Here is a 20198-nt window from a genome sequence, read left to right on the forward strand (position 1 = left end):
AATTATGGGTTTGTATTGTGATTCAAAGGCAATGTCAAACTAAATACGTTCAATTGGAGGTCGTTTGTACTGTATAACAGGGTACCTTGGTGTTTTAACGTTAAGGACCTTGTCAATGCCAAGCCTAGGCCGCTTCCAGGAACATTCTTATTTTGTTTTAAGCGATTGAATGGTTCAAAAATTCTTTCCCTTTCTTCTGAAGGAATTAAAGCTCCGTCGTTTTTCACGGTCAATATAAAGATATTTTTCTGTTTATCCATATTCAAATTCACTTCAATATAGGATGAAGAATATTTAAGGGCATTATTCAATAGGTTGTAACATATCTTGTCGAATGCGTCGATATCGACTTGACCTATGATATCTGGCATAATGTGCGATACCATCTGCTTGTCCTGCGCCTGCAGTGTGACTGTAAAATTGTTGATAATTTCCTGGACCGTTTGGCTTATGTTTTCTGATTCAAAGTGTAATTTGAATCCTTCCGTTTCGACCTGTCTAAAATCCAATAGCTGATTGCTAAGGGCAATCAACTTCTCCGTGTTGTTTTGCATGGTCGTTAGTAGCTTGTCGGTTACAGGATTGTGATCGACTTTGTCCATAAGCTTCTCTAAGGGGGCCTTGATCAATGTCAACGGTGTGCGTATTTCGTGCGCAACATCGGTGTAAAAATTGATTTTTGAGCGATAGAGTTCTTGCTCGCGTAGATTTTGTACGGTTAAAAGATGTTGTCGATTGCGTTGTTTGATCTTTTCATTGAAATGATGAATAACAAATATAATCAGCCCCACAAGGATTAGAGCATAGCAAACAAAGGCCGGTATACTTGCCCAGATCGGAGGAAGAATAGTGATTTTAAGACTAGCAAAAGTGGGGATTGTATTGCCATTTGGATCTTCTGCTTTTACAGTAAAAACATAGTTTCCGGGCGCTAGCTTGGTGAAGTAAGCCCGTTGATTGCTTGTAATGTCTATCCAATTGTCGTCGAGACCATCCATTTTGTAGCTATAGTGAATGGAATGGGGGGCTTGGTAGTGTAATGCCGCAAAATCAAGACTGAAGGATGACTCGTCGTGTTTCAGTTTGATTTTATCCGTGAACAGAATTGATTTGGACAGAATATTTGTATCGGTGTACTGATTGATCGCCCTATTGTTGATGTAAAAATTAGTGATGTAAATCGGAATTTGATTCTTGTAGTTGATTTGGTTGAGCCTTTCGGGATTGAAACGTATCAGTCCATTGATGGTGCCGAAATAAAAGTTTCCATTGTCATCATTAAAGGATGAATTGTAATTGAACTGAATCGTCGGTAGGCCAGACTCCAAGTTGAAGATGCGTTTTTTCCCACTGGGAAGATGGTAGCGTACCAGGCCCTTGGAAGTACTCACCCAAAGGTTATTTTGTTTATCTTCTAAAAAGGCGAGTGTCACATTACTGGGCATTCCTTCTTCCAGGCCAATGTTTTCAAAGCCATCCTGATTTGATTTCTTTTTAGCCATCCCACCTTCGGTAGCTATCCAAATTTGATTTTTTGAGTCCTCAAATATACTGTTGACCCTATTGTTGGGCAAGGAATTGAGATCGTTCTGATGATGCGTATAGTGTTTAAAATAACGTGTGGTCGGATGATAACAGAATAGTCCATCACGCCACGTTCCGACCCAGATATTCCCCTTTTTATCTTCCAAAATGCTTGTATAAAACATGTATTCTGGGACATTATCAATAAGGTGGAAAGATTTTTTTTCTAGATCAAAGCGGTATAGGCCGCGTGTGGATGCAGCCATGATTTCTCCTTTTCGAGTTTTATAGAGATAAAAAAGAAAATTACTTTGGAGATCGGATGTTGATACATTGCTGTTACGATCGATGTGATAGATAACTTTTTGAAGCTTTGGCGAAAAAATGTCCAGACCATTGACGAAAGTACCAATCAGTAGTTTGTCGCCAATAGGGAGAATACCGTGAATATTGTTATTTGCCAGATTCCCCTGTTTATCGGAGAAGTTCTGGATATAACCCGATTTAGGATCCAATTTAGATAGGCCTCCGTTTTCGGTGCCTATCCATATATCGTGGTTGATGTCTTTTTTGATAATCCGAACGACAGAGCCTTTTAAGCTCCCCGGGCGATCTTGTGGGAGGAATTTTTCGATTATACTATTATTCTTGTGATAATAGTTAATCCCACCAAAGTAGGTTCCCAGCCAAATACCCTCATCCTTATCTTGTAGGATATTATAAATGGCATTGTCAGATATCCCCCAAGGGTTTTCTTGTTCTTTCTGAATGTTGATGTAATTTCCGCTCGCTATTTGGTAAATGAAGAGGCCAGATTCCGTTGCAAACCAATATTCATGATCGTTTGGCTGTATAATATCTCTTACATAGAGAAATTGATGCAGCTTGTCCGGACCAAGAATTGACTTGAGGGACTTGTTTTTAAAATTGTAGCTATAAACCCCAGTTTTCGACGTGCCAATCAATAAGTCTCCATTGCGGTTTTCCATTATTTTCTCAATACTAAACCAGTCTTTAGGACCATATTTTGCTTGAAAGTCAAGCATGAGTGCGGGTTTTCCAGAAGAACCTATCTGGAAGATCTTACCTTCAGGAGTTCCAAAAAATACAGTTCCATTTTTTGTGCAGCTGATCGACGTAATATAGAGGTCCGATTTTGTAAATTGTTGAATTGCGTGACTAACCAAATCATGGCAATAGAGCATTCCATTGGATATAAACCAGATCCTTTTGCGTTGATCGGTAACAATGACGGGTACGTCCGCATTTTCAAATTGTTTGCTCAGTAATCTAAATTGCTCGTCGACGGGGTCGTAGCAATAGATTCCCTGATCTGTTCCAATCCAAATTCTTTTTCGAAAGTCCTCTTTCAAGGAGATGATATTATTACCACCCAAGCTGTTTTTCCCAGATTGGGTGGCATCAAAATGTTTGAAATTGTTACCGTCAAAGCGATTTAATCCATCCTTTGTGCCGAACCAAAGAAAACCCTGACTATCTTGCATGCTACAAATGACAGCATTGTTTGACAAACCTTCATTGATTTGATAATGATTGAAATAGTAGGGCTGCGCATATAGCAAGGAAGGGAGTAACAGGATAAATAGCAATCGTAAAGGCTTCAGGTTGATCATGATCATTTTTTGGTTATTGATACAAAATAGAGCTAAAATGAAACAATTTAATCTTAAAATTTCTAAAAAATTTAAGACTTTAGCTTATAGATTGTAATCGTTAAAATTATAAAAAATCTAGAAAAGGACGTAAGTTCTATCTAAACAAAGATTATAAACCCTTTAAAATATTACGAATGAGAGGAAAATTGACCTTGCTGGGTCTTTCTGCAATACTTGCTTTTAGTGTGTCTTGCCAGCAGCAAACTGGTTCTAAAACTCCCAAAGCAGATTCTTTATCGGCCTTCATGGATACCGCGCAGTTCAGCGGAACTATTGATCAAAAACAGGCGTATCTATATGAACTGAGCAATAAAAATGGCGTACAAGCTTATTTTACCAATTTTGGTGCACGTTTAGTGGGATTATGGGTGCCTGACAATAAGGGGGAGTTATGCGATGTGGTTTTGGGTTTTTCTAAAGCGGCTGATTATAATAATCCCAAAGAACCATTTTTTGGTACTATTGTAGGGCCTTTTGGTAATCGGATCGCCAAAGGCAAATTTAAGTTGGATGATAAAACCTATACATTGGCGGTAAATAACGGTCCTAATACGCTGCATGGCGGTTTTAAAGGTGTGCATTTTGCCAATTGGACATTAAAATCGTCAGATAAATCATCCCTTACATTTGCTTACACCTTAGCTGACGGACACGAGGGTTTTCCAGGAAACATCCAAATGGAGGTGACTTATACGCTGAACGATAATAATGAATTGATGATAGCTTATCGTGCTACTTCCGATAAAAAGACGGTGATCAATTTGACCAACCATGCTTACTTTAATTTAAACGGTGAAGGAAGTGGTACCATTCTGGATCATCAACTTCAATTGTTTGCCAATGAATACACACCAGTAGATAGTACACTAATACCCACAGGGCAATTAGCACCGGTAAAGGGAACAGCTTTTGATTTTACAACCTTGAAACCGATAGGAAAAGATATTAATGCCAATGACCAGCAGCTTAGTTTTGGAAAGGGCTATGACCACAATTTTGTCTTAAGTAAAGAGAAAGATGGCGACTGGTTTAAAGCGGCACATGTGATCGGTGATAAATCAGGGGTGGTCATGGATATTCTGACGACCGAACCTGGTATTCAATTTTATAGCGGCAACTTTATGAATGAACAGGTACAGTTGAAGAACGGTAAAAAAGACTCCTTCCGTACGGCTTTTTGCCTCGAACCGCAGCATTTTCCAGACGCTCCAAATCAGCCCGCTTTCCCAACAACAGTCTTGAACCCCGGACAAGTATATCAAACGGAATCCCTGTATCGTTTTTCGGTAAAATAATACATATTTAATAATGATTGGTTTGAAAGTATACCACTGAAAAGAGGTGTACTTTCTCTGTTTAATAGACTTTAAAACGTTTTAGGTTGTTTTAATTATTTGATACAAATAGGCAGTTTTTTGAGAAAAAACGAAAGCCTGTCCGATTGAATATACCTTAATTTTGGACAAATCAATTATACAAACTAATCAATCTAGGTATGTTTAAGGGTCTTAAATGTCTGCCAATTTCTGCTACTTTACTCTGCTGTGCGAGCAGTTTTATTCCTTTAGCAAAGGGAGCAAATTTATTCCCAGTTCCTGCAGAAAGCATTGCTTTGCAAAAAGCAATTAAAGGAGTTGTTAAGGATAAAGAGGGCAATCCGATCGTGGGAGCGACAGTCGCATTGAAATCCAAATCAAGCACTGCCGTTTCAACGGATGCAAAAGGTAATTTTAATCTGACGGGTGTCAATGCCGGTGAACTTTTGACCGTAAGATCTGTAGGCTACCTCTCCAAAGAAGTCGTAGCGAGTGCTGATTTAGCCATTACATTGGAAGATGAAAATGCACGTATCGATGAAGTTGTTGTTGTGGGGTATGGTACACAAAAGAAGGAATCTGTTACGGGTGCAATCACCGCTATATCTTCGCAGGATATTTCCAGATCTGTCGCTACAACAACCTCAGGAGCCTTGGTCGGGAAGATTGCCGGGGTCAATAGCCGTATGTCAGATGGACGCCCTGGCGCATGGACGGGGATCAGCATCCGGAATATGGGAACTCCCTTGTATGTGATCGACGGTGTTCAAAAAGATGAAGGCCAATTCAATAATTTGGACTTCAATGACATCGAATCTGTTTCGGTTTTGAAGGATGCGTCGGCTGCTATTTATGGTGTACGTGCGGCCAACGGTGTTGTGGTTGTAACGACAAAGAAAGGAAAGCGGGGTGATAACAATACCTTTAATATCAATTCCTATTACGGCTGGCAAAGTATGTTTCGTTTTCCTAAACCTGCAGATGCAAGTACCTATGTGAAGAGCTACATTCAATCGGATGCCATTCTTGGTGTGAAGGATCCAAAATACACAATAAGTGACCTTGAAAAATGGCAGCAGGGGACGGAAAAAGGTTACCGTCCTTTTGATTGGTACGATTATATCTTAAAAACTAGTCCGCAAACCTATATTTCTGGAAATGTGAGTGGAGGGTCTGAAAAAATCAATTATTACATAAGTGCCGGGCACCTCGACCAACAATCCATTATCCGTAACTATGGTGGTTTCAATCGTACAAATGTACAGATGAACATTGACGCGAGCGTATCTAAACGATTAAAGATAGGAGCCAATTTAAACGGCCGTATTGAACAACGTAAACAACCCGGCGTACCAGGAGCGGATGATACCTGGCAAGCATTATTTGCCATTTATCGCAACTTACCTACTGCGCGGCCATTTGCTAACGACAATCCGCTCTATCCAACACAAACTGCAGCCAACACCGAGACGAATTTTGCGATGTTGAATTATGACCTGTCTGGTACGTATCAGGAAAAATGGCGGGTGATGCAACTAAATTTTAATGCAGAATATAAGATCACGGATGATCTGATCGCTAAGGGTACAGTAGGCTATTATCTGGCAAATAAATGGATGGATAATCAGGAGTTCACTTACAAATTGTATGGCTATGATGAAAAAACGGATACCTATCCAGTTATATTTAGCATGGATAACCCTTGGCGGGAGAGGTCTATCGCTCAAATCGAAGAAATTTCAACACAATTCACTTTAAATTATAACAAACGTTTTGGAAAGCATGGTGTGAATGCTGTATTAGCCGCGGAGTCAATAAAACGAGATAACCCCGATATTTATGTCCACGACAGACCAGCATCAAATGCATTGAGTTTGATCTATTTTCAAACGATGGATACCTATAATGATACTGGAGTAAATACGCAAGCAAGAGCCGGCTTTGCAGGTCGGGTCAATTATGACTACGATCAAAAATATCTTTTAGAACTTTCATCGCGTTATGATGGATCCTGGAAGTTTGCTCCTGGAAGTCGATGGGGATTTTTTCCTTCAGCATCCGCGGGATGGCGGATCTCTTCTGAAAAGTTTTGGACAGATGGCATGCGGAAGGTACTTGATGATGTTAAGCTTCGGGGATCTTACGGGATATTGGGGGATGACAATTTGGATGATTGGAAATATTATGCTTTTGGTTACCTGAGCGGATATACCTATAATTCCAAAGGTTCGACGATTGACGGAAAATATGTTATTGGCACCCAACCCCGTGGACTTCCTGTCAAAACGCTTTCCTGGATTGAGGCGCACATGTTGAATGTGGGGCTTGATTTTAGCACATTAAAGGGAAGATTGACTGGTAGCTTGGATTTCTTTCGACGGAAAAGAAGCGGTCTACCGGCCTCCAGAAATGATGTATTGATACCAAATGAGGTTGGTTTTAGTCTGCCTTATGAAAACCTAAACTCCGATATGCATAAGGGTATCGATGGCTCAATTATGTGGCGGAGTAAGGCTGGCGATTTCAATTACTTTGTCGGTGGTAATTTTACATTTGCCCGTCAGATTGATGGTGAACAATATAAACCCCGGTTTGGGAATTCCTGGGATCAGTATCGGAACTCCATTTTTGACCGCTACGCCTATCTAAATTGGGGCTTACATGCTACTGGACAGTTTCAGTCCTGGGAAGAAATTGCCAATTACGATGTAGACAATGACCGTCAAGGTAATTCTACCTTGAGACCAGGAGATATAAAATATGAAGACATCAATGGGGATAAAGTGATCAATGAGCTGGATCAGCGGCCAATAGGATATCGGCAAGGCGGACTTCCTTATTTCAATTTTGGAATTAATCTGGGCGGACAGTTCAAGGGATTTGATCTGGCCATGGATTTGACAGGAGCAGCATTTGCATCCTATCGTCCCAATTACGAAGCGATGAACCCTTTCCACGATGGTGGAAATAATCCGCAATATTACATGGAGAATCAATGGATGCTCAGTGATATTACCAACCCGAATAGTACATTGATTCCCGGCAAGTATCCAACATTGATTCGCGGAAATCAAAACCATAGTAATTATTGGCATAGCGATTTTTGGCTCACCAATGTCAATTATATAAAACTAAGAAATCTTCAGATTGGATATACCTTGCCAGATAAGTGGATGAAAGCTCGTGGAATCCAAAAATTACGAATATATACGATGATGCAGAATCTCTTCAGTATAGATAATTTGGGTGATATGAAGATCGATCCGGAAATCACAAGTGATTCAGGTGTTCAATACCCAACAAACCGGGTTATAAATGTGGGTGTTAATTTAACTTTTTAATAACATGATAAAGAGGAAGGTTATTTTATGGAGTGTATGTTTAGTATGTACATTTTCAAGCTGTAATAAGTTCTTGGACCGGGAATCACAGGCAATTTTTACCGATGATCAGATATTTTCAGATCAAAATATGGTGAAGTCAGTGTTGGCCAATTATTACGGAAGAGTCAGCTGGGGCCAGCAGTTTGGCGACAACGGCTCCTTCGCAATGCTAGATGAAGCCGGATTTTCCAGTGGTTCTCCTAACAATATGCAGGAGTTTCCGAATGATTTTTGGCGGATGTATGATTACGAATTGATCCGCAATTTAAACCAATTTATTGTGGGTGTCCGTCAATCGACACTGGACGATAATAATAAGAAGAGCATAGAAGGGGAGGCTCGTTTTATACGTGCTTGGACGTATTTCAATATGATCAAGCGTTTGGGCGGTGTGCCATTGGTGGGAGATAAGGTATATGATTATACAAGCGGGATGGATCCGGCCGAACTGCAGTTATCGAGAGCCACGGAAGCTGAGAGCTATAATTATGTCATCAGTGAATGTACTGAAGCGGCTAAAATGCTCGGTACAGAGAAAACCATCAATTCGGCGAGAGCCAATAAATGGACAGCTTTGGCGTTAAAAGCCCGCGCAAGTTTATATGCTGCTTCCATAGCCAAGTATAACTATAAAACTCCAGACGTGAAGACTGCAGGAAATGAGGTGGGCATCCCTGCATCTGAAGCAATTAAATATTATCAGACAGCTTATGAAACTGCTTTGGATATTATAAATAATAGTCCTTATGCGCTGTATAATGCAAATCCGGATAAGGGCAAGAACTTTTATCTTGCCGTAACCTCAAAATCAAGCAATGAAGTAATTTGGGCAAAAGACTATGCTTATCCTGGTGAGACCCATTCTTTTACCAATAATAATATAGCCTCATCTGTCCGCGGTGATATTGATGCCAATTTCGTAACTCCAGTACTCAATTTGGTGGAAGCATTTGAATATACAAATGATCGAAAAGGGGATCTGAAAACGAAGACTGCTGCTGGTGACTATGTTTATTATACAAATCCCGAAGATCTTTTTGCCAATAAGGATGCACGCTTGTATGGTACGGTAATTTACTCCGGAGCAGATTTTGCTGGAACGAAAATAACTTATCAGGCGGGGGTTCGGTATAAAGAAAATGGTACATGGAAGACAGTAACAGGTTCGCCTGGTTCCTCAAATGATAAATTTGGCGGACTTGTTACGAGTGAGGATGGCCCTACGACTTCCAACGATATGTATGTCAATAAAACTGGATTTAATATCCGGAAGTTTATTGACGAAAATAAAGATGCCTCTACACGCGGGCGCGGTTCGGATATTTGGTTTGTCCGTTTTCGTTATGCTGAATTTCTGTTGATCGCTGCAGAGTCGGGGCTTGAACTTGGTAAACCGCAAGCTGAGTTGACTGGATATATCAATAAGATCAGGGAGCGCGCGGGAATACAAGCATTGACGACTATTTCTTTAAATGATATCATTCAGGAACGTCGCGTTGAATTTGCTTTCGAAGATCATCGTTATTGGGATTTGAAACGTTTGCGCATCGCCCATGAAATCTGGAACGGAAGTGCTGATAATTACAATGCGGTGCACTATGCCCTATTTCCGTATAAAATATATGCTCCTGGGGATCCTAACAATGGCAAGTGGGTTTTCGAGAAACAGAAATCTAGCCATACGCTCTATCCGCGAAATTTTAAATATCAGAACTATTATAATTTCATTGACCAAAATTGGATTAACAACAATCCGAAGCTAGTCCGAAATCCTTATCAATAGCATTATTCTTATGAAAACTTTTTTTTGTAAATTAATAGTCGGTTTGTGTTTACTCTTGGGTGTTTTTGCTTGTGGCAAAGATAATTATGATGCACCACAAAGCACATTAAGCGGACATGTAACCTATAATTCCAAACCTTTGGGGCTGAGAGGATCCAATCAATCGGTCTATCTTCAACTCTGGCAGGATGGTTATCAATTTCGGTCTCCTATTAATGTTTATTTAACTCAAGATGGTTCGTTTTCTACGAAACTTTTCGATGGAAAGTACAAATTGGTGACAACCAGTGGAAATGGACCATGGGTGAGCAGCGCCGATACGTTGCTGGTTGATGTGAAGGGCAATACCACAGTGGATTATCAGGTGAAACCCTACTACATGATGAGTAATATAACCTATAACACACAAGGAAATATCCTTAAAGCATCTTTTGATATCGAAACAATAGATGCTTCAAGAACGATTGATTTAGTCACCTTATTGGTCAATGATACAAAATTTGTGGATTTGGGCCAATATACATATAAGATGGAAAAAACTGGATTAAATGCCGGCCATGTCGAATTGGAACTGGATATCAAAGATATTTTGACCAAGAGTGCAGCGGTGTATGCGCGCGTAGGGTTACGGGTAAATGGGATTACCGAGGCGCTGTACGATAGTGAACCAAAGAAACTAAAATAAAAATGATTAAAAGAATTGGCTTTTTAAGCTTATTGTTGGGGTTTGGCCTAGCTACGTCGGCTCAATCAGGAATAGCAACTTCCGTAAACCAATTGCCGTTGACAGGTAAGAATACACAATACGTGAACAATAGGGCTCCACTAAGACAGAATGCCTTGCTGAAATTGCCGGTAGGCAGTATAGTGCCTGAAGGCTGGTTAGGGAAGTACCTAGCGTTGCAAAAAGATGGTCTCACAGGTCATTTGGGTGAAATTAGCGCTTGGCTATCCAAAAAAAATAATGCTTGGTTAAGCACGGATGGGAAAGGAGATTATGGCTGGGAAGAAGTTCCTTATTGGCTAAAAGGTTATGCTAATCTGGGCTACATCTTAAAAGATCCTACAATCCTAGCGGAGTCAAAGATATGGTTGGAAGCCGCACTAAAAAGCCAGCGTCCTGATGGATACTTTGGGCCATTGATGCTGCGTAACAACAAACCAGATCTTTGGGGGAATATGTTGATGTTGTGGTGCCTGCAATCTTATTATGAATATAGCGGTGACCAACGTGTCTTAACCTTGATGACCAATTATTTTAAATGGCAGGCCAATTTGCCGGATAGTTTTTTTCTTAAAGACTATTGGGAAAATAGTCGGGGTGGTGACAATCTGCTCTCGGTTTATTGGCTCTATAATAGAACACAGGGGAATGAATGGCTGATGGATTTAGCGGATAAAATCCATCGGAATACCGCCAATTGGCGCCAGAAAGATGATTTGCCGAATTGGCATAATGTTAATGTAGCGCAGTGTTTCAGAGAGCCGGCAACCTATTATCTGAAAAGCCAATCGAGTGAAGACCTGAATGCGACCTACGCTAATTTTCATTTTGTCAGGCAGGTATTTGGTCAGGTTCCAGGCGGTATGTTCGGTGCCGATGAAAATGCACGTCCAGGATATACCGATCCCCGTCAAGGGGTGGAAACCTGTGGTATGTTCGAACAGATGGCGTCCAATGAAATCCTTCTTGGGATAACAGGAGATCCATTTTGGGCAGATCATGCGGAGGAAGTCGCTTTCAATACCTATCCAGCAGCCGTAACAGCAGATTTCAAGGCCTTAAGGTATATTACAAGTCCAAATATGACCATCAGCGACAGCCATAATCATGCTCCTGGAATTGATAATAACGGGCCATTTTTAATGATGAATCCCTTCAGTTCACGCTGTTGTCAGCATAATCACAGTCAGGGCTGGCCATATTATGCTGAGCATTTGTATATGGCAACGAATGATAACGGTGTTGCGGCAGTACTATATGCCGCATCAAAGGCTGAAATCAACGTCGGAAACAAGCAGGCTATTCAGATCCGGCAAGAGTCCAATTATCCTTTTGAAGAATCGCTACGATTTGAAATAGGAACACATGGTAAAACGGTTGATTTTCCCTTTTATCTCCGTATTCCAGCCTGGGCGAAACAAGCGAAAGTAACGGTTAATGGTAAAAGCCAAGCTGTGGAAGCTGGTGCAAAATATATTCGGATTCAACGGCAGTGGAAAGACGGCGACAAGGTCGAACTTTCCTTACCAATGACCATAGATCTGAAAACATGGACAGCCAATAAAAATTCAGTGAGTATCCAGCGTGGACCATTGACCTATGCCCTTAAAATCAAAGAGAATTATGTGAAAAAAGATAGTAAGGCTTCGGCAATAGGAGATTCCAAATGGCAGGAGACTGCAGATCCATCCAAGTGGCCATCCTATGAAATCCTTCCTGCAAGTGATTGGAATTACGGACTTGTACAAAATCAATTGCAAGCTGTTGACCACCTAAAAGTGGTCAAACGACCATGGCCTAAAGATGCATTTCCTTTCGACGCAGAAGCAGTACCTATTTCGATTCTTGTGAAAGCGAAACGTATCGATGGGTGGAAAATTGATGAAAACGGGTTAACGGGGGTATTGCCTCTGAGCCCCGTGGAAAGCAAAAGCGAGGTACAGGAAGTTGAACTAATTCCAATGGGAGCAGCACGTTTGCGCATTGCTGCTTTTCCCACGGTGAAATAATATAAATACGATATAAATAAATGACTTAACGATTTTTTATGATGAAGAAAACCTTATTTTTTGCCAGTTTGATGATGGCAGCACAATTGAACTTTGCTCAGGATTGGAAACCCGCCGGATCACATATATTAACCCCCTGGGGCGAGAAAGTAACGGCCCAAAAGCCACATCCTGAATACCCTAGGCCACAATTAATCAGAACCAATAACTGGCAGAATTTAAATGGACTATGGAAATATGCTGTCACTCCGGTAGGTACTAAAGAGATTCCTCGGCAATGGGACGGCAACATCCTTGTTCCTTTTGCTATTGAATCGGCATTGTCCGGTGTTGGTAAAGAGGTTGGAAAAGATAAAGCCTTATGGTATAACAATACCATAACATTGGACAAGTCTGTCCATAAAAATAAGGTCCTGTTGCATTTCGGTGCCGTAGATTGGCAATGTGATGTGTATGTAAATAATCAATTGGTCGGAAGACATGAAGGTGGTTTTGATCCATTTTCGATGGATGTGACAAGCTTCCTAAAGAAAGGAGCGAAACAGGAAATAGCCATTCGGGTATGGGATCCGACTGATGATGGTCCACAACCACGGGGTAAACAGGTGAACAAGCCGAATGGAATATGGTATACACCAGTGACGGGAATTTGGCAGACCGTTTGGTTAGAAAGTGTTCCACAAGCTTATATTGTAAGTACCAAACAGACGCCGCGATTGGACGATGCTGTCTTGGCCTTTCAAGCTTCCGTAGAGGGAAGCCAAGCCGGTGACGAAATAAAGGTGCGTGCATTGGATGGCGGAAAGCTTATTAAAGAACAAATAGGACAACCCAATACATCTTTTGATCTTTCGGTACCCAATTTGGAGCCCTGGTCGCCGAGTAACCCTAAACTCTATGATCTGGAAATTCAGCTGATTCGAAAAGGAAAAATCGTAGACCAGGCGAAAAGCTACTTCGCCATGCGGAAGATAGCCATGCAGAAAGATGAAAACGGCGTTCAACGTTTAATGTTAAACAATAAGTTTACTTTCCAATATGGTCCATTGGATCAAGGCTGGTGGCCGGATGGTCTACATACCGCGCCAACGGATGAAGCGCTGAAGTTTGATGTCGTCAAAACAAAGGAAATGGGATTCAATATGATCCGTAAGCATATCAAGGTAGAACCGGCACGTTGGTATCGGTACTGTGATAGTATAGGTATGCTTGTCTGGCAAGATATGCCTAGCGGCGATCTTGGTGGAAATCATTGGGATATGCAACCGGGAAAGATTTCAGGTGGCAATCGGGATAAAGTACGTTCACAGGAATCTGAGAATTACTACCGGAAAGAGTGGAAAACCATTATGGAGGTATTGCACAACTATCCAAGTATTGTCATCTGGGTGCCTTTCAATGAGGCTTGGGGGCAATTCAAAACGAAGGATATTACGGAATGGACCATGGCTAATGACCCGTCAAGACTCGTAAATAGCGCCAGTGGTGGTAACTTTATGGAAACTGGACATATCTTGGATATCCATAATTATCCGGATGCAGCCATGCCTGATCCAAATTTGTTTGGTGCTAAACAAGTGCTTGCATTGGGTGAATTCGGTGGTTTGGGATTACCGATAGACGGACATTCATGGCAACAGAAAGACAACTGGGGATACCAAAGTTTCAAGAATAAAACGGAATTATTGGAGCGTTACAAACGTCTTATCCATGATTTGACACGTCTAATTCCGATGGGATTGTCGGCCGCTGTTTATACACAGACAACAGATGTGGAAGTAGAAACAAATGGTTTGATGACTTATGATCGTAAAGTTGTAAAAATGCCTGAAGCAGAATTGAAGGCTGCACATCAGGCGCTTTATAATGCACCTACCAAATAATTGATAGCGATATGGCCGCAACACGGGTTGCGGCCTAAATTTATAGCTGAAAGTATACCTGTCAACCTAAACCTATTTTATACGAAATCAATGAAATTAAAATTACTAATTGCAACGGCTATTGTATGTCAATCGGTATCGTCGTTTGCACAAAAACAAGTCCTTAAGAATGATCTTCGCGCGCCTGCCTATCCTTTAGTAACAATTGACCCGAATACAAGTGCCTGGTCCTATAGCAACGAATTGAATGCAGATGTTGTACGCCATTGGACCGGAAAATCCTTTCCCTTATTGGGCGTCCTTAAAGTGGATGGAAAACCCTATCGCTTCCTGGGCAAAGAAGAGGCTGAACTCTTGCCTTTGGCCCGGATGGGCGAACATGCGGCTTGGACGGGAAGTTACGTTGTCAGCGAACCTGCCTCAGACTGGATGAAACCTTCATTTGATGCACGGCAATGGAAAATGGGGGCAGCGCCATTCGGTACCAAGGACAAAGAACCCAATGTGGAGACTGATTGGCAGGAACCTAAAATTTGGGTTAGAAGGGAAGTTGAACTGACTGAGGATCTTACGGGCAAATCCGTATATATCGAATTTACACATGACGATGACGCTATTTTGTACGTCAACGGTATTGAGGTTGCTAATACAGGCAATTCGACAGGTAAAAATAGTCGGGTCAAGCTGCCCGAACATGTCGTAAAAACATTGAAGAAAGGAAAAAATATACTCGCGGGTTATTGCTATAATAGGGTAGCGAATGGATATTTTGATTTTGGACTCTTTACAGAAAAAGAAGGTAGTATTCAATTCGACAATGAAGCGAATCAGATCACTTCCAATGTGCAGGCAACACAAACACATTATTCGTTTAACTGCGGGCCCGTGGACTTAAATATTACATTTACTGCGCCGATGTTTTTGGATAAATTGGACTTAATGGCTAGACCCGTAAATTATCTTTCCTATACAGTCCATGCGAAGGATGGCAAGAAACACCAGGTACAACTTTATTTGGAGGCGGCACCAAATTGGGCACTGAATTCTCCTCTTCAAGATGCGACAAGCAGTTCCTTTATTTCCGGAAATCTCCAATTTGTAAAGACAGGAAGCAAAAGCCAGCAGGTTCTAGGAAAGAAAGGTGACGACCTACGGATAGATTGGGGGTATTTCTATATGGCAGGTGCAAAATCAAAGACAAAGTCAGCGGTCGGAAGTAGCCATCAATTACGCTCTAATTTTCTGAAGAGTGAAAATAGCTCTTCTCCAAATGGAGGGCAACAATTGGCACTGATGCAAACTTTTGATGTCTCATCAAGCTACCAGGATAAGATCTTGTTGGGCTATGATGACCTGTACTCGATCCAATATTTTGGACAAAATTTACGACCTTATTGGAATACCAATGGAAATAGTTCCATTGAGAAACAATTTGAACTGGCCGACAAAGAGTATACTGTTCTCAAAAAGGCTGCTGATAAATTTGATGCCGAATTATGGGGTACAGCTTTGCGCAACGGAGGTGAGGACTATGCTGCATTATGTGCCTTGGCCTATAGACAGGCAATCGCCGCTCATAAACTTGTAAAAGCACCCAATGGCGATCTGCTTTTACTGTCCAAGGAAAATGATAGCAATGGGTCAATAGGAACTGTTGATGTAACCTATCCTTCGGCTCCGATTTTCCTTTACTATAATCCAGAACTGGCAAAAGCACTAATGAACGCCATTTTTTATTATAGTGAAAGCAATAAGTGGACAAAACCTTTTGCTGCGCATGATGTTGGGACCTATCCTTTAGCGAATGGCCAAACTTACGGTGGAGATATGCCTGTCGAAGAATCGGGAAATATGCTGCTATTAACTTATGCTTTAGCGAAGGTGGAAGGCAATGCCGCTTATGCCAAAAAACATTGGAAAGTGTTGTCTACCTGGGTAGATTATCTAGTCGATAAAGGTCTTGACCCCGAAAATCAGTTGTGTACAGATGATTTTGCAGGCCATTTTGCGCATAATGCCAATTTATCCATTAAAGCTATTTTGGGTATTGCATCTTACGGTTATCTGGCCCAAATGCTTGGTGAAGAGGCTACGGCGAAAAAGTATTTGACCGAAGCAAAAGCAATGGCGATGAAATGGAAAAAGATGGCCGAAGATGGGGATCACTACAAGTTAACTTTTGATAAAAGTGGAACCTGGAGTCAAAAGTATAATATGGTCTGGGATAAATTGCTTAAGATGGATATTTTCGACCCTTCTATCCGTGAAACTGAAATTAAATACTATCTCGGCAAACAAAATAAATACGGACTTCCCCTGGACAACCGTCAGCCTTATACCAAAACCGATTGGATTATTTGGACGGCGACTATGGCAGATGATAAGCCTACCTTTGAGGCATTTTTGAAGCCAGTCTACCGTTTTATGAACGAAACAACCGATCGCGTTCCCATGTCGGATTGGACTTATACAGACCGTCCTAAAAGAGCAGGATTTAAAGCACGATCTGTTGTTGGCGGGTATTTTATCAAAATGTTGGAAGAGAAATTGGGAAAAGCAAAATAGCTTTTCCTATGATATAGAAAATAATATAAATAGAATAATAAGATGTTGAATGCAATGTTGTTCAGATATTGGATTGGCGGAGTTGTCGTACTGAACCTGTTGAGCTCCTGTGGAAGCGCTACAGGTTCAGTGAAGCCGTCGGAACAAATAGCAAATGCCACGGCTCAGCATAAAACCTATAGCAATCCGGTTTTTGAGCCCATACTTGCTGATCCTACAGTCGTTAGAGATCCACAGCGCAAAATGTTCTATGCATATGGGACAGCCGACAATTGGGGCGACGGAAAGGGACAACGTCTGGTGTCTATTCTACAATCCACCGATCTTGTAAACTGGACATGGATCGGAACCGCCTTCCCAACTAAACCGGGTTGGAAAGCAGAAGGCGGAATCTGGGCCCCCGATGTGGTGCAGTTAAATGGTAAGTATCTTTTATATTATGCCTATTCCACATGGGGTGATTCCAATCCCGGCATCGGTGTAGCCCTAGCAGCTAGACCGGAAGGCCCCTTTATCGATCAAGGTAAACTTTTTGATAGCAAGGAGATCGATGTGCCTAATTCAATAGATCCTTATTTTTTTACTGAAAATGGGCAGAACTATCTATTCTGGGGCAGTTTTAGCGATGCGAATACGCAAGGCACTTATGGTGTTGAACTCGATAAAAATGGTACCGGTATACCTGATTTAAATGGGAAATTTAAAGTCGCTGCAGGAGATTTTGAAGCCGTTGTGATTCATAAACGGAAAGGGTACTATTACTTTATCGGATCCAAAGGCTCCTGTTGTGAAGGAGAAAAAAGCAGCTACCATGTTCTTGTGGGGCGCTCTCGTGATCTGAAAGGACCCTATGTGGATCAAGAAGGCCGCAACCTTACACAGCGGGGGAGTGGAACGCTGTTGTTAAAAGGAAATGATCAATTTGTGGGGACAGGTCACACTTCGCGCATTATTACAGACGACAAAGGAAAAGATTGGATACTCTATCATGGTATTGATCCAAAGCAGCCTCGTGTCGCTACGGGGGGAAATCGCCGGATGCTATTGTTGGATGAGGTTGTTTGGGATAGGGACTGGCCCAAAATTGAAGGGGCAACCAGCAGTGTTGCTCCGCAACCGGCACCAACGTTTAATACTAAATAGAATTTTCAATAGCTAGCAGCGGATCTCCGATCTTCGTCGGTCTTAATTTTCGCTGCCAATAAAAAATATGATACATCAAACGAAGAAACATTTTGAACTTCTTGACGCCATGCGTGGGGTAGCCGCAATCGCAGTCGTCCTGTTTCACTTTATGGAAATTGCACAACCGGATTATCGCAATAGTTTTATTCCACATAGCTATTTAGCCGTTGATTTTTTCTTTTGTTTATCGGGTTTTGTCATTGCCTATGCCTACGATCAGAAGCTGGCCGCAATCGGTCTAAAACGATTCTTTCTCTTGCGTTTGCTGCGATTGCACCCATTGGTTATCATCGGTACGTTGATTGGTTTATTCGCATTTATTTACGATCCATTCAGCAGTTTGGCTGGCTCATTTTCTGTTTTGCAAAAGATGGGGATGTTCATCAGTGGGATAACGTTGATTCCATACCCGGTTGTACCAGAACGCTATTTTAATCTTTTTCATTTAAACCCACCTACATGGTCGCTATTTTGGGAGTATATCGCCAATATAGCCTATGCTTTGGTACTGGTACGGATTCCAAAAAAGTTTCTTTGGGGGATAGTGCTCCTTGGTGCAGCAGCGCTATGTGCCGAATCATTTCGTTCGGGCTATTTAGCTGTCGGTTTTGGAGCAGACAACTTTTGGGCTGGTGGAATTCGTTTATGGTTTTCGTTTTCAATGGGACTACTTATTTTTAGATCGAACTGGACCATTTCCAACAAGCTTCCTTTTTTCGGTGTTCTAGGTCTACTTGCCGCCGTATTTTTTATTCCATTTTCTGAAGCTTATGGTAAATACATTGATCCTATTGTCGTTATCTTCTATTTTCCTTTATTACTCTTACTGGGGATAGGAGGGCAGCCTGTGTTTGGAGGGGTCAAGAAGTTATGCAAGTTTTTAGGTGATATCTCCTATCCGCTCTATATCATTCATTATCCATTTATCTGGATTTTTATGAGCTATGTAGAACTTAATCACCCATCGAATAAGCAAATGGCTGTGATTATTGTTATTGGAATGCTGTTGTTGATTTTTTTATCTTTATTAGTCTTTAACTATTTAGATGAGCCTATTCGGAAATATTACAGTCGGAAACTAAAGTAAATGGCGATGAAGCCAGCTACTGATGAACTGGAATACCTCCATTTTGCAGTCTTCATTAAGAATTTCATGCCGCATGCCTGCATATAATTTAAGGGTTATATCGGTCTGTCCCTGTGCCCTTAACTGTGCCGCACTTTTTTCAACGCCTATGCCAAAATCTCCAATTGGATCATCCTGTCCGCTGATAAATACAATTGGTAAGTTTTTTGGGATATTCTTGGTAGCCTCGATAGCTGTCGCTTGCAAGGAAAGGTCTAATACGGTATGAAACCCATTGTTGGTAAACAATCCCCCACAAAGAGGATCTTCCAAAAATGAAATACGGTTTGTCTTGCTTATGCTTAACCAATTGCTGTTATTTTGGTTAGGCTCGTTCTTAAACCGAGCATTATTACGTTTGTCAAAAATGCGATTGATCAATTTACTTCTTCCTTTAGGGGCAATACTATTGAGAAGAGTGAGTAAAAGGCGAAAGGCCATGGATCCTTTTTGACGTTGGCCTGTCCCCACGATAATGGCCCCCTTAAATTGCCGACCAATTTTTTGTAAAACACAACGTGTGACAAAGGATCCCATGGAATGCCCTAAAATAAATTGAGGCAGTTGCGGATAGGTTTCACGTAAGAAGTTACTCATTGTAATGGCGTCATCAATAAGTTGTTTTTTAGCCCCATGCTTTTTAAAATAACCCAATTGATCGACCTGTAGCGCCGTTTTTCCATGGCCCAATTGATCGTAGGTTAAAACCGCAAAATTCTGTGTAGTCAGATAACTGGCCAATTCTTCGTACCGACCACTATGTTCCTGCATGCCATGAACCAAGAGTAATGTTGCCACTATTTGATTGTCGTCGGGTACATACAGACGATAGAAAATTTTATGTTCAGGTTCAGTCGTTGCGCTGATTGTATAAAAATTGGAAACTACCTTGCTCATTATACCACTTTATTTTAAGTAAAGTAAGATAATTTTAGTGCATTTACAAGTTTAACAATCTTCTTTCAGATGTTGTTCGGATGAAGCCGAAAGCCTTTCAGGGCAATTGATCAATAAAAATTAGCAC

Annotated in this window: 11 protein-coding genes; 9 read left to right on the forward strand and 2 right to left on the reverse strand. The window is 41.3% G+C overall.

Annotated elements, in window-relative coordinates:
* Nucleotides 1-2: 2 nt before the first annotated feature.
* Entirely contained in the window at nt 3-3158 is a 3156-nt protein-coding gene (locus tag BGP15_RS01620) for a sensor histidine kinase (protein ID WP_286768535.1), read from the reverse strand.
* 176 nt (nt 3159-3334) lie between these two features.
* Here BGP15_RS01620 and BGP15_RS01625 point away from each other — a divergent pair, with 176 nt between their 5' ends.
* From BGP15_RS01625 to BGP15_RS01665, 9 genes are all read left to right on the forward strand, one after another.
* Nucleotides 3335-4495, forward strand: coding sequence for an aldose epimerase family protein (locus BGP15_RS01625; RefSeq protein WP_286768536.1), 1161 nt, complete (start codon nt 3335-3337; stop codon nt 4493-4495).
* 200 nt (nt 4496-4695) lie between these two features.
* On the forward strand, nt 4696-7857 hold the full coding sequence (locus BGP15_RS01630) for a SusC/RagA family TonB-linked outer membrane protein (protein WP_286768537.1): 3162 nt from the start codon (nt 4696-4698) through the stop codon (nt 7855-7857).
* 4 nt (nt 7858-7861) lie between these two features.
* Nucleotides 7862-9682 (forward strand): RagB/SusD family nutrient uptake outer membrane protein, encoded by a 1821-nt coding sequence (locus BGP15_RS01635; RefSeq protein WP_286768538.1) that lies wholly within the window; start codon nt 7862-7864, stop codon nt 9680-9682.
* Between the two features lie 10 nt (nt 9683-9692).
* Nucleotides 9693-10367 carry a DUF3823 domain-containing protein gene (locus tag BGP15_RS01640; RefSeq protein ID WP_046675395.1) on the forward strand — a complete coding sequence of 225 codons (675 nt, stop codon included), beginning with the start codon at nt 9693-9695 and terminating at the stop codon, nt 10365-10367.
* Between the two features lie 2 nt (nt 10368-10369).
* Nucleotides 10370-12415: a beta-L-arabinofuranosidase domain-containing protein gene (locus BGP15_RS01645; RefSeq protein ID WP_286768539.1), complete on the forward strand. Its 2046-nt coding sequence runs from the start codon at nt 10370-10372 to the stop codon at nt 12413-12415.
* 38 nt (nt 12416-12453) lie between these two features.
* Nucleotides 12454-14298, forward strand: a complete 1845-nt coding sequence (locus tag BGP15_RS01650; protein ID WP_286768540.1) for a glycoside hydrolase family 2 protein — start codon at nt 12454-12456, stop codon at nt 14296-14298.
* A 90-nt stretch (nt 14299-14388) separates the two neighbouring features.
* Entirely contained in the window at nt 14389-16863 is a 2475-nt protein-coding gene (locus BGP15_RS01655) for a glutaminase family protein (RefSeq protein ID WP_286753715.1), read from the forward strand.
* A 42-nt stretch (nt 16864-16905) separates the two neighbouring features.
* The gene (locus BGP15_RS01660; RefSeq protein ID WP_286768541.1) at nt 16906-18006 is read left to right on the forward strand and encodes a family 43 glycosylhydrolase; all 1101 of its coding nucleotides are present in this window, start codon (nt 16906-16908) and stop codon (nt 18004-18006) included.
* 67 nt (nt 18007-18073) lie between these two features.
* Complete coding sequence (locus tag BGP15_RS01665; RefSeq protein WP_286768542.1) at nt 18074-19135, forward strand: acyltransferase family protein; 1062 nt, start codon at nt 18074-18076, stop codon at nt 19133-19135.
* Here the strand turns inward: BGP15_RS01665 and BGP15_RS01670 are convergent.
* Nucleotides 19127-20071 carry an alpha/beta fold hydrolase gene (locus BGP15_RS01670; RefSeq protein WP_286768543.1) on the reverse strand — a complete coding sequence of 315 codons (945 nt, stop codon included), beginning with the start codon at nt 20069-20071 and terminating at the stop codon, nt 19127-19129. The genes BGP15_RS01665 and BGP15_RS01670 overlap by 9 nt on opposite strands.
* Nucleotides 20072-20198 lie beyond the last annotated feature (127 nt).

This window comes from Sphingobacterium sp. 40-24 (assembly GCF_001899705.1).
GTDB lineage: Bacteria > Bacteroidota > Bacteroidia > Sphingobacteriales > Sphingobacteriaceae > Sphingobacterium > Sphingobacterium multivorum.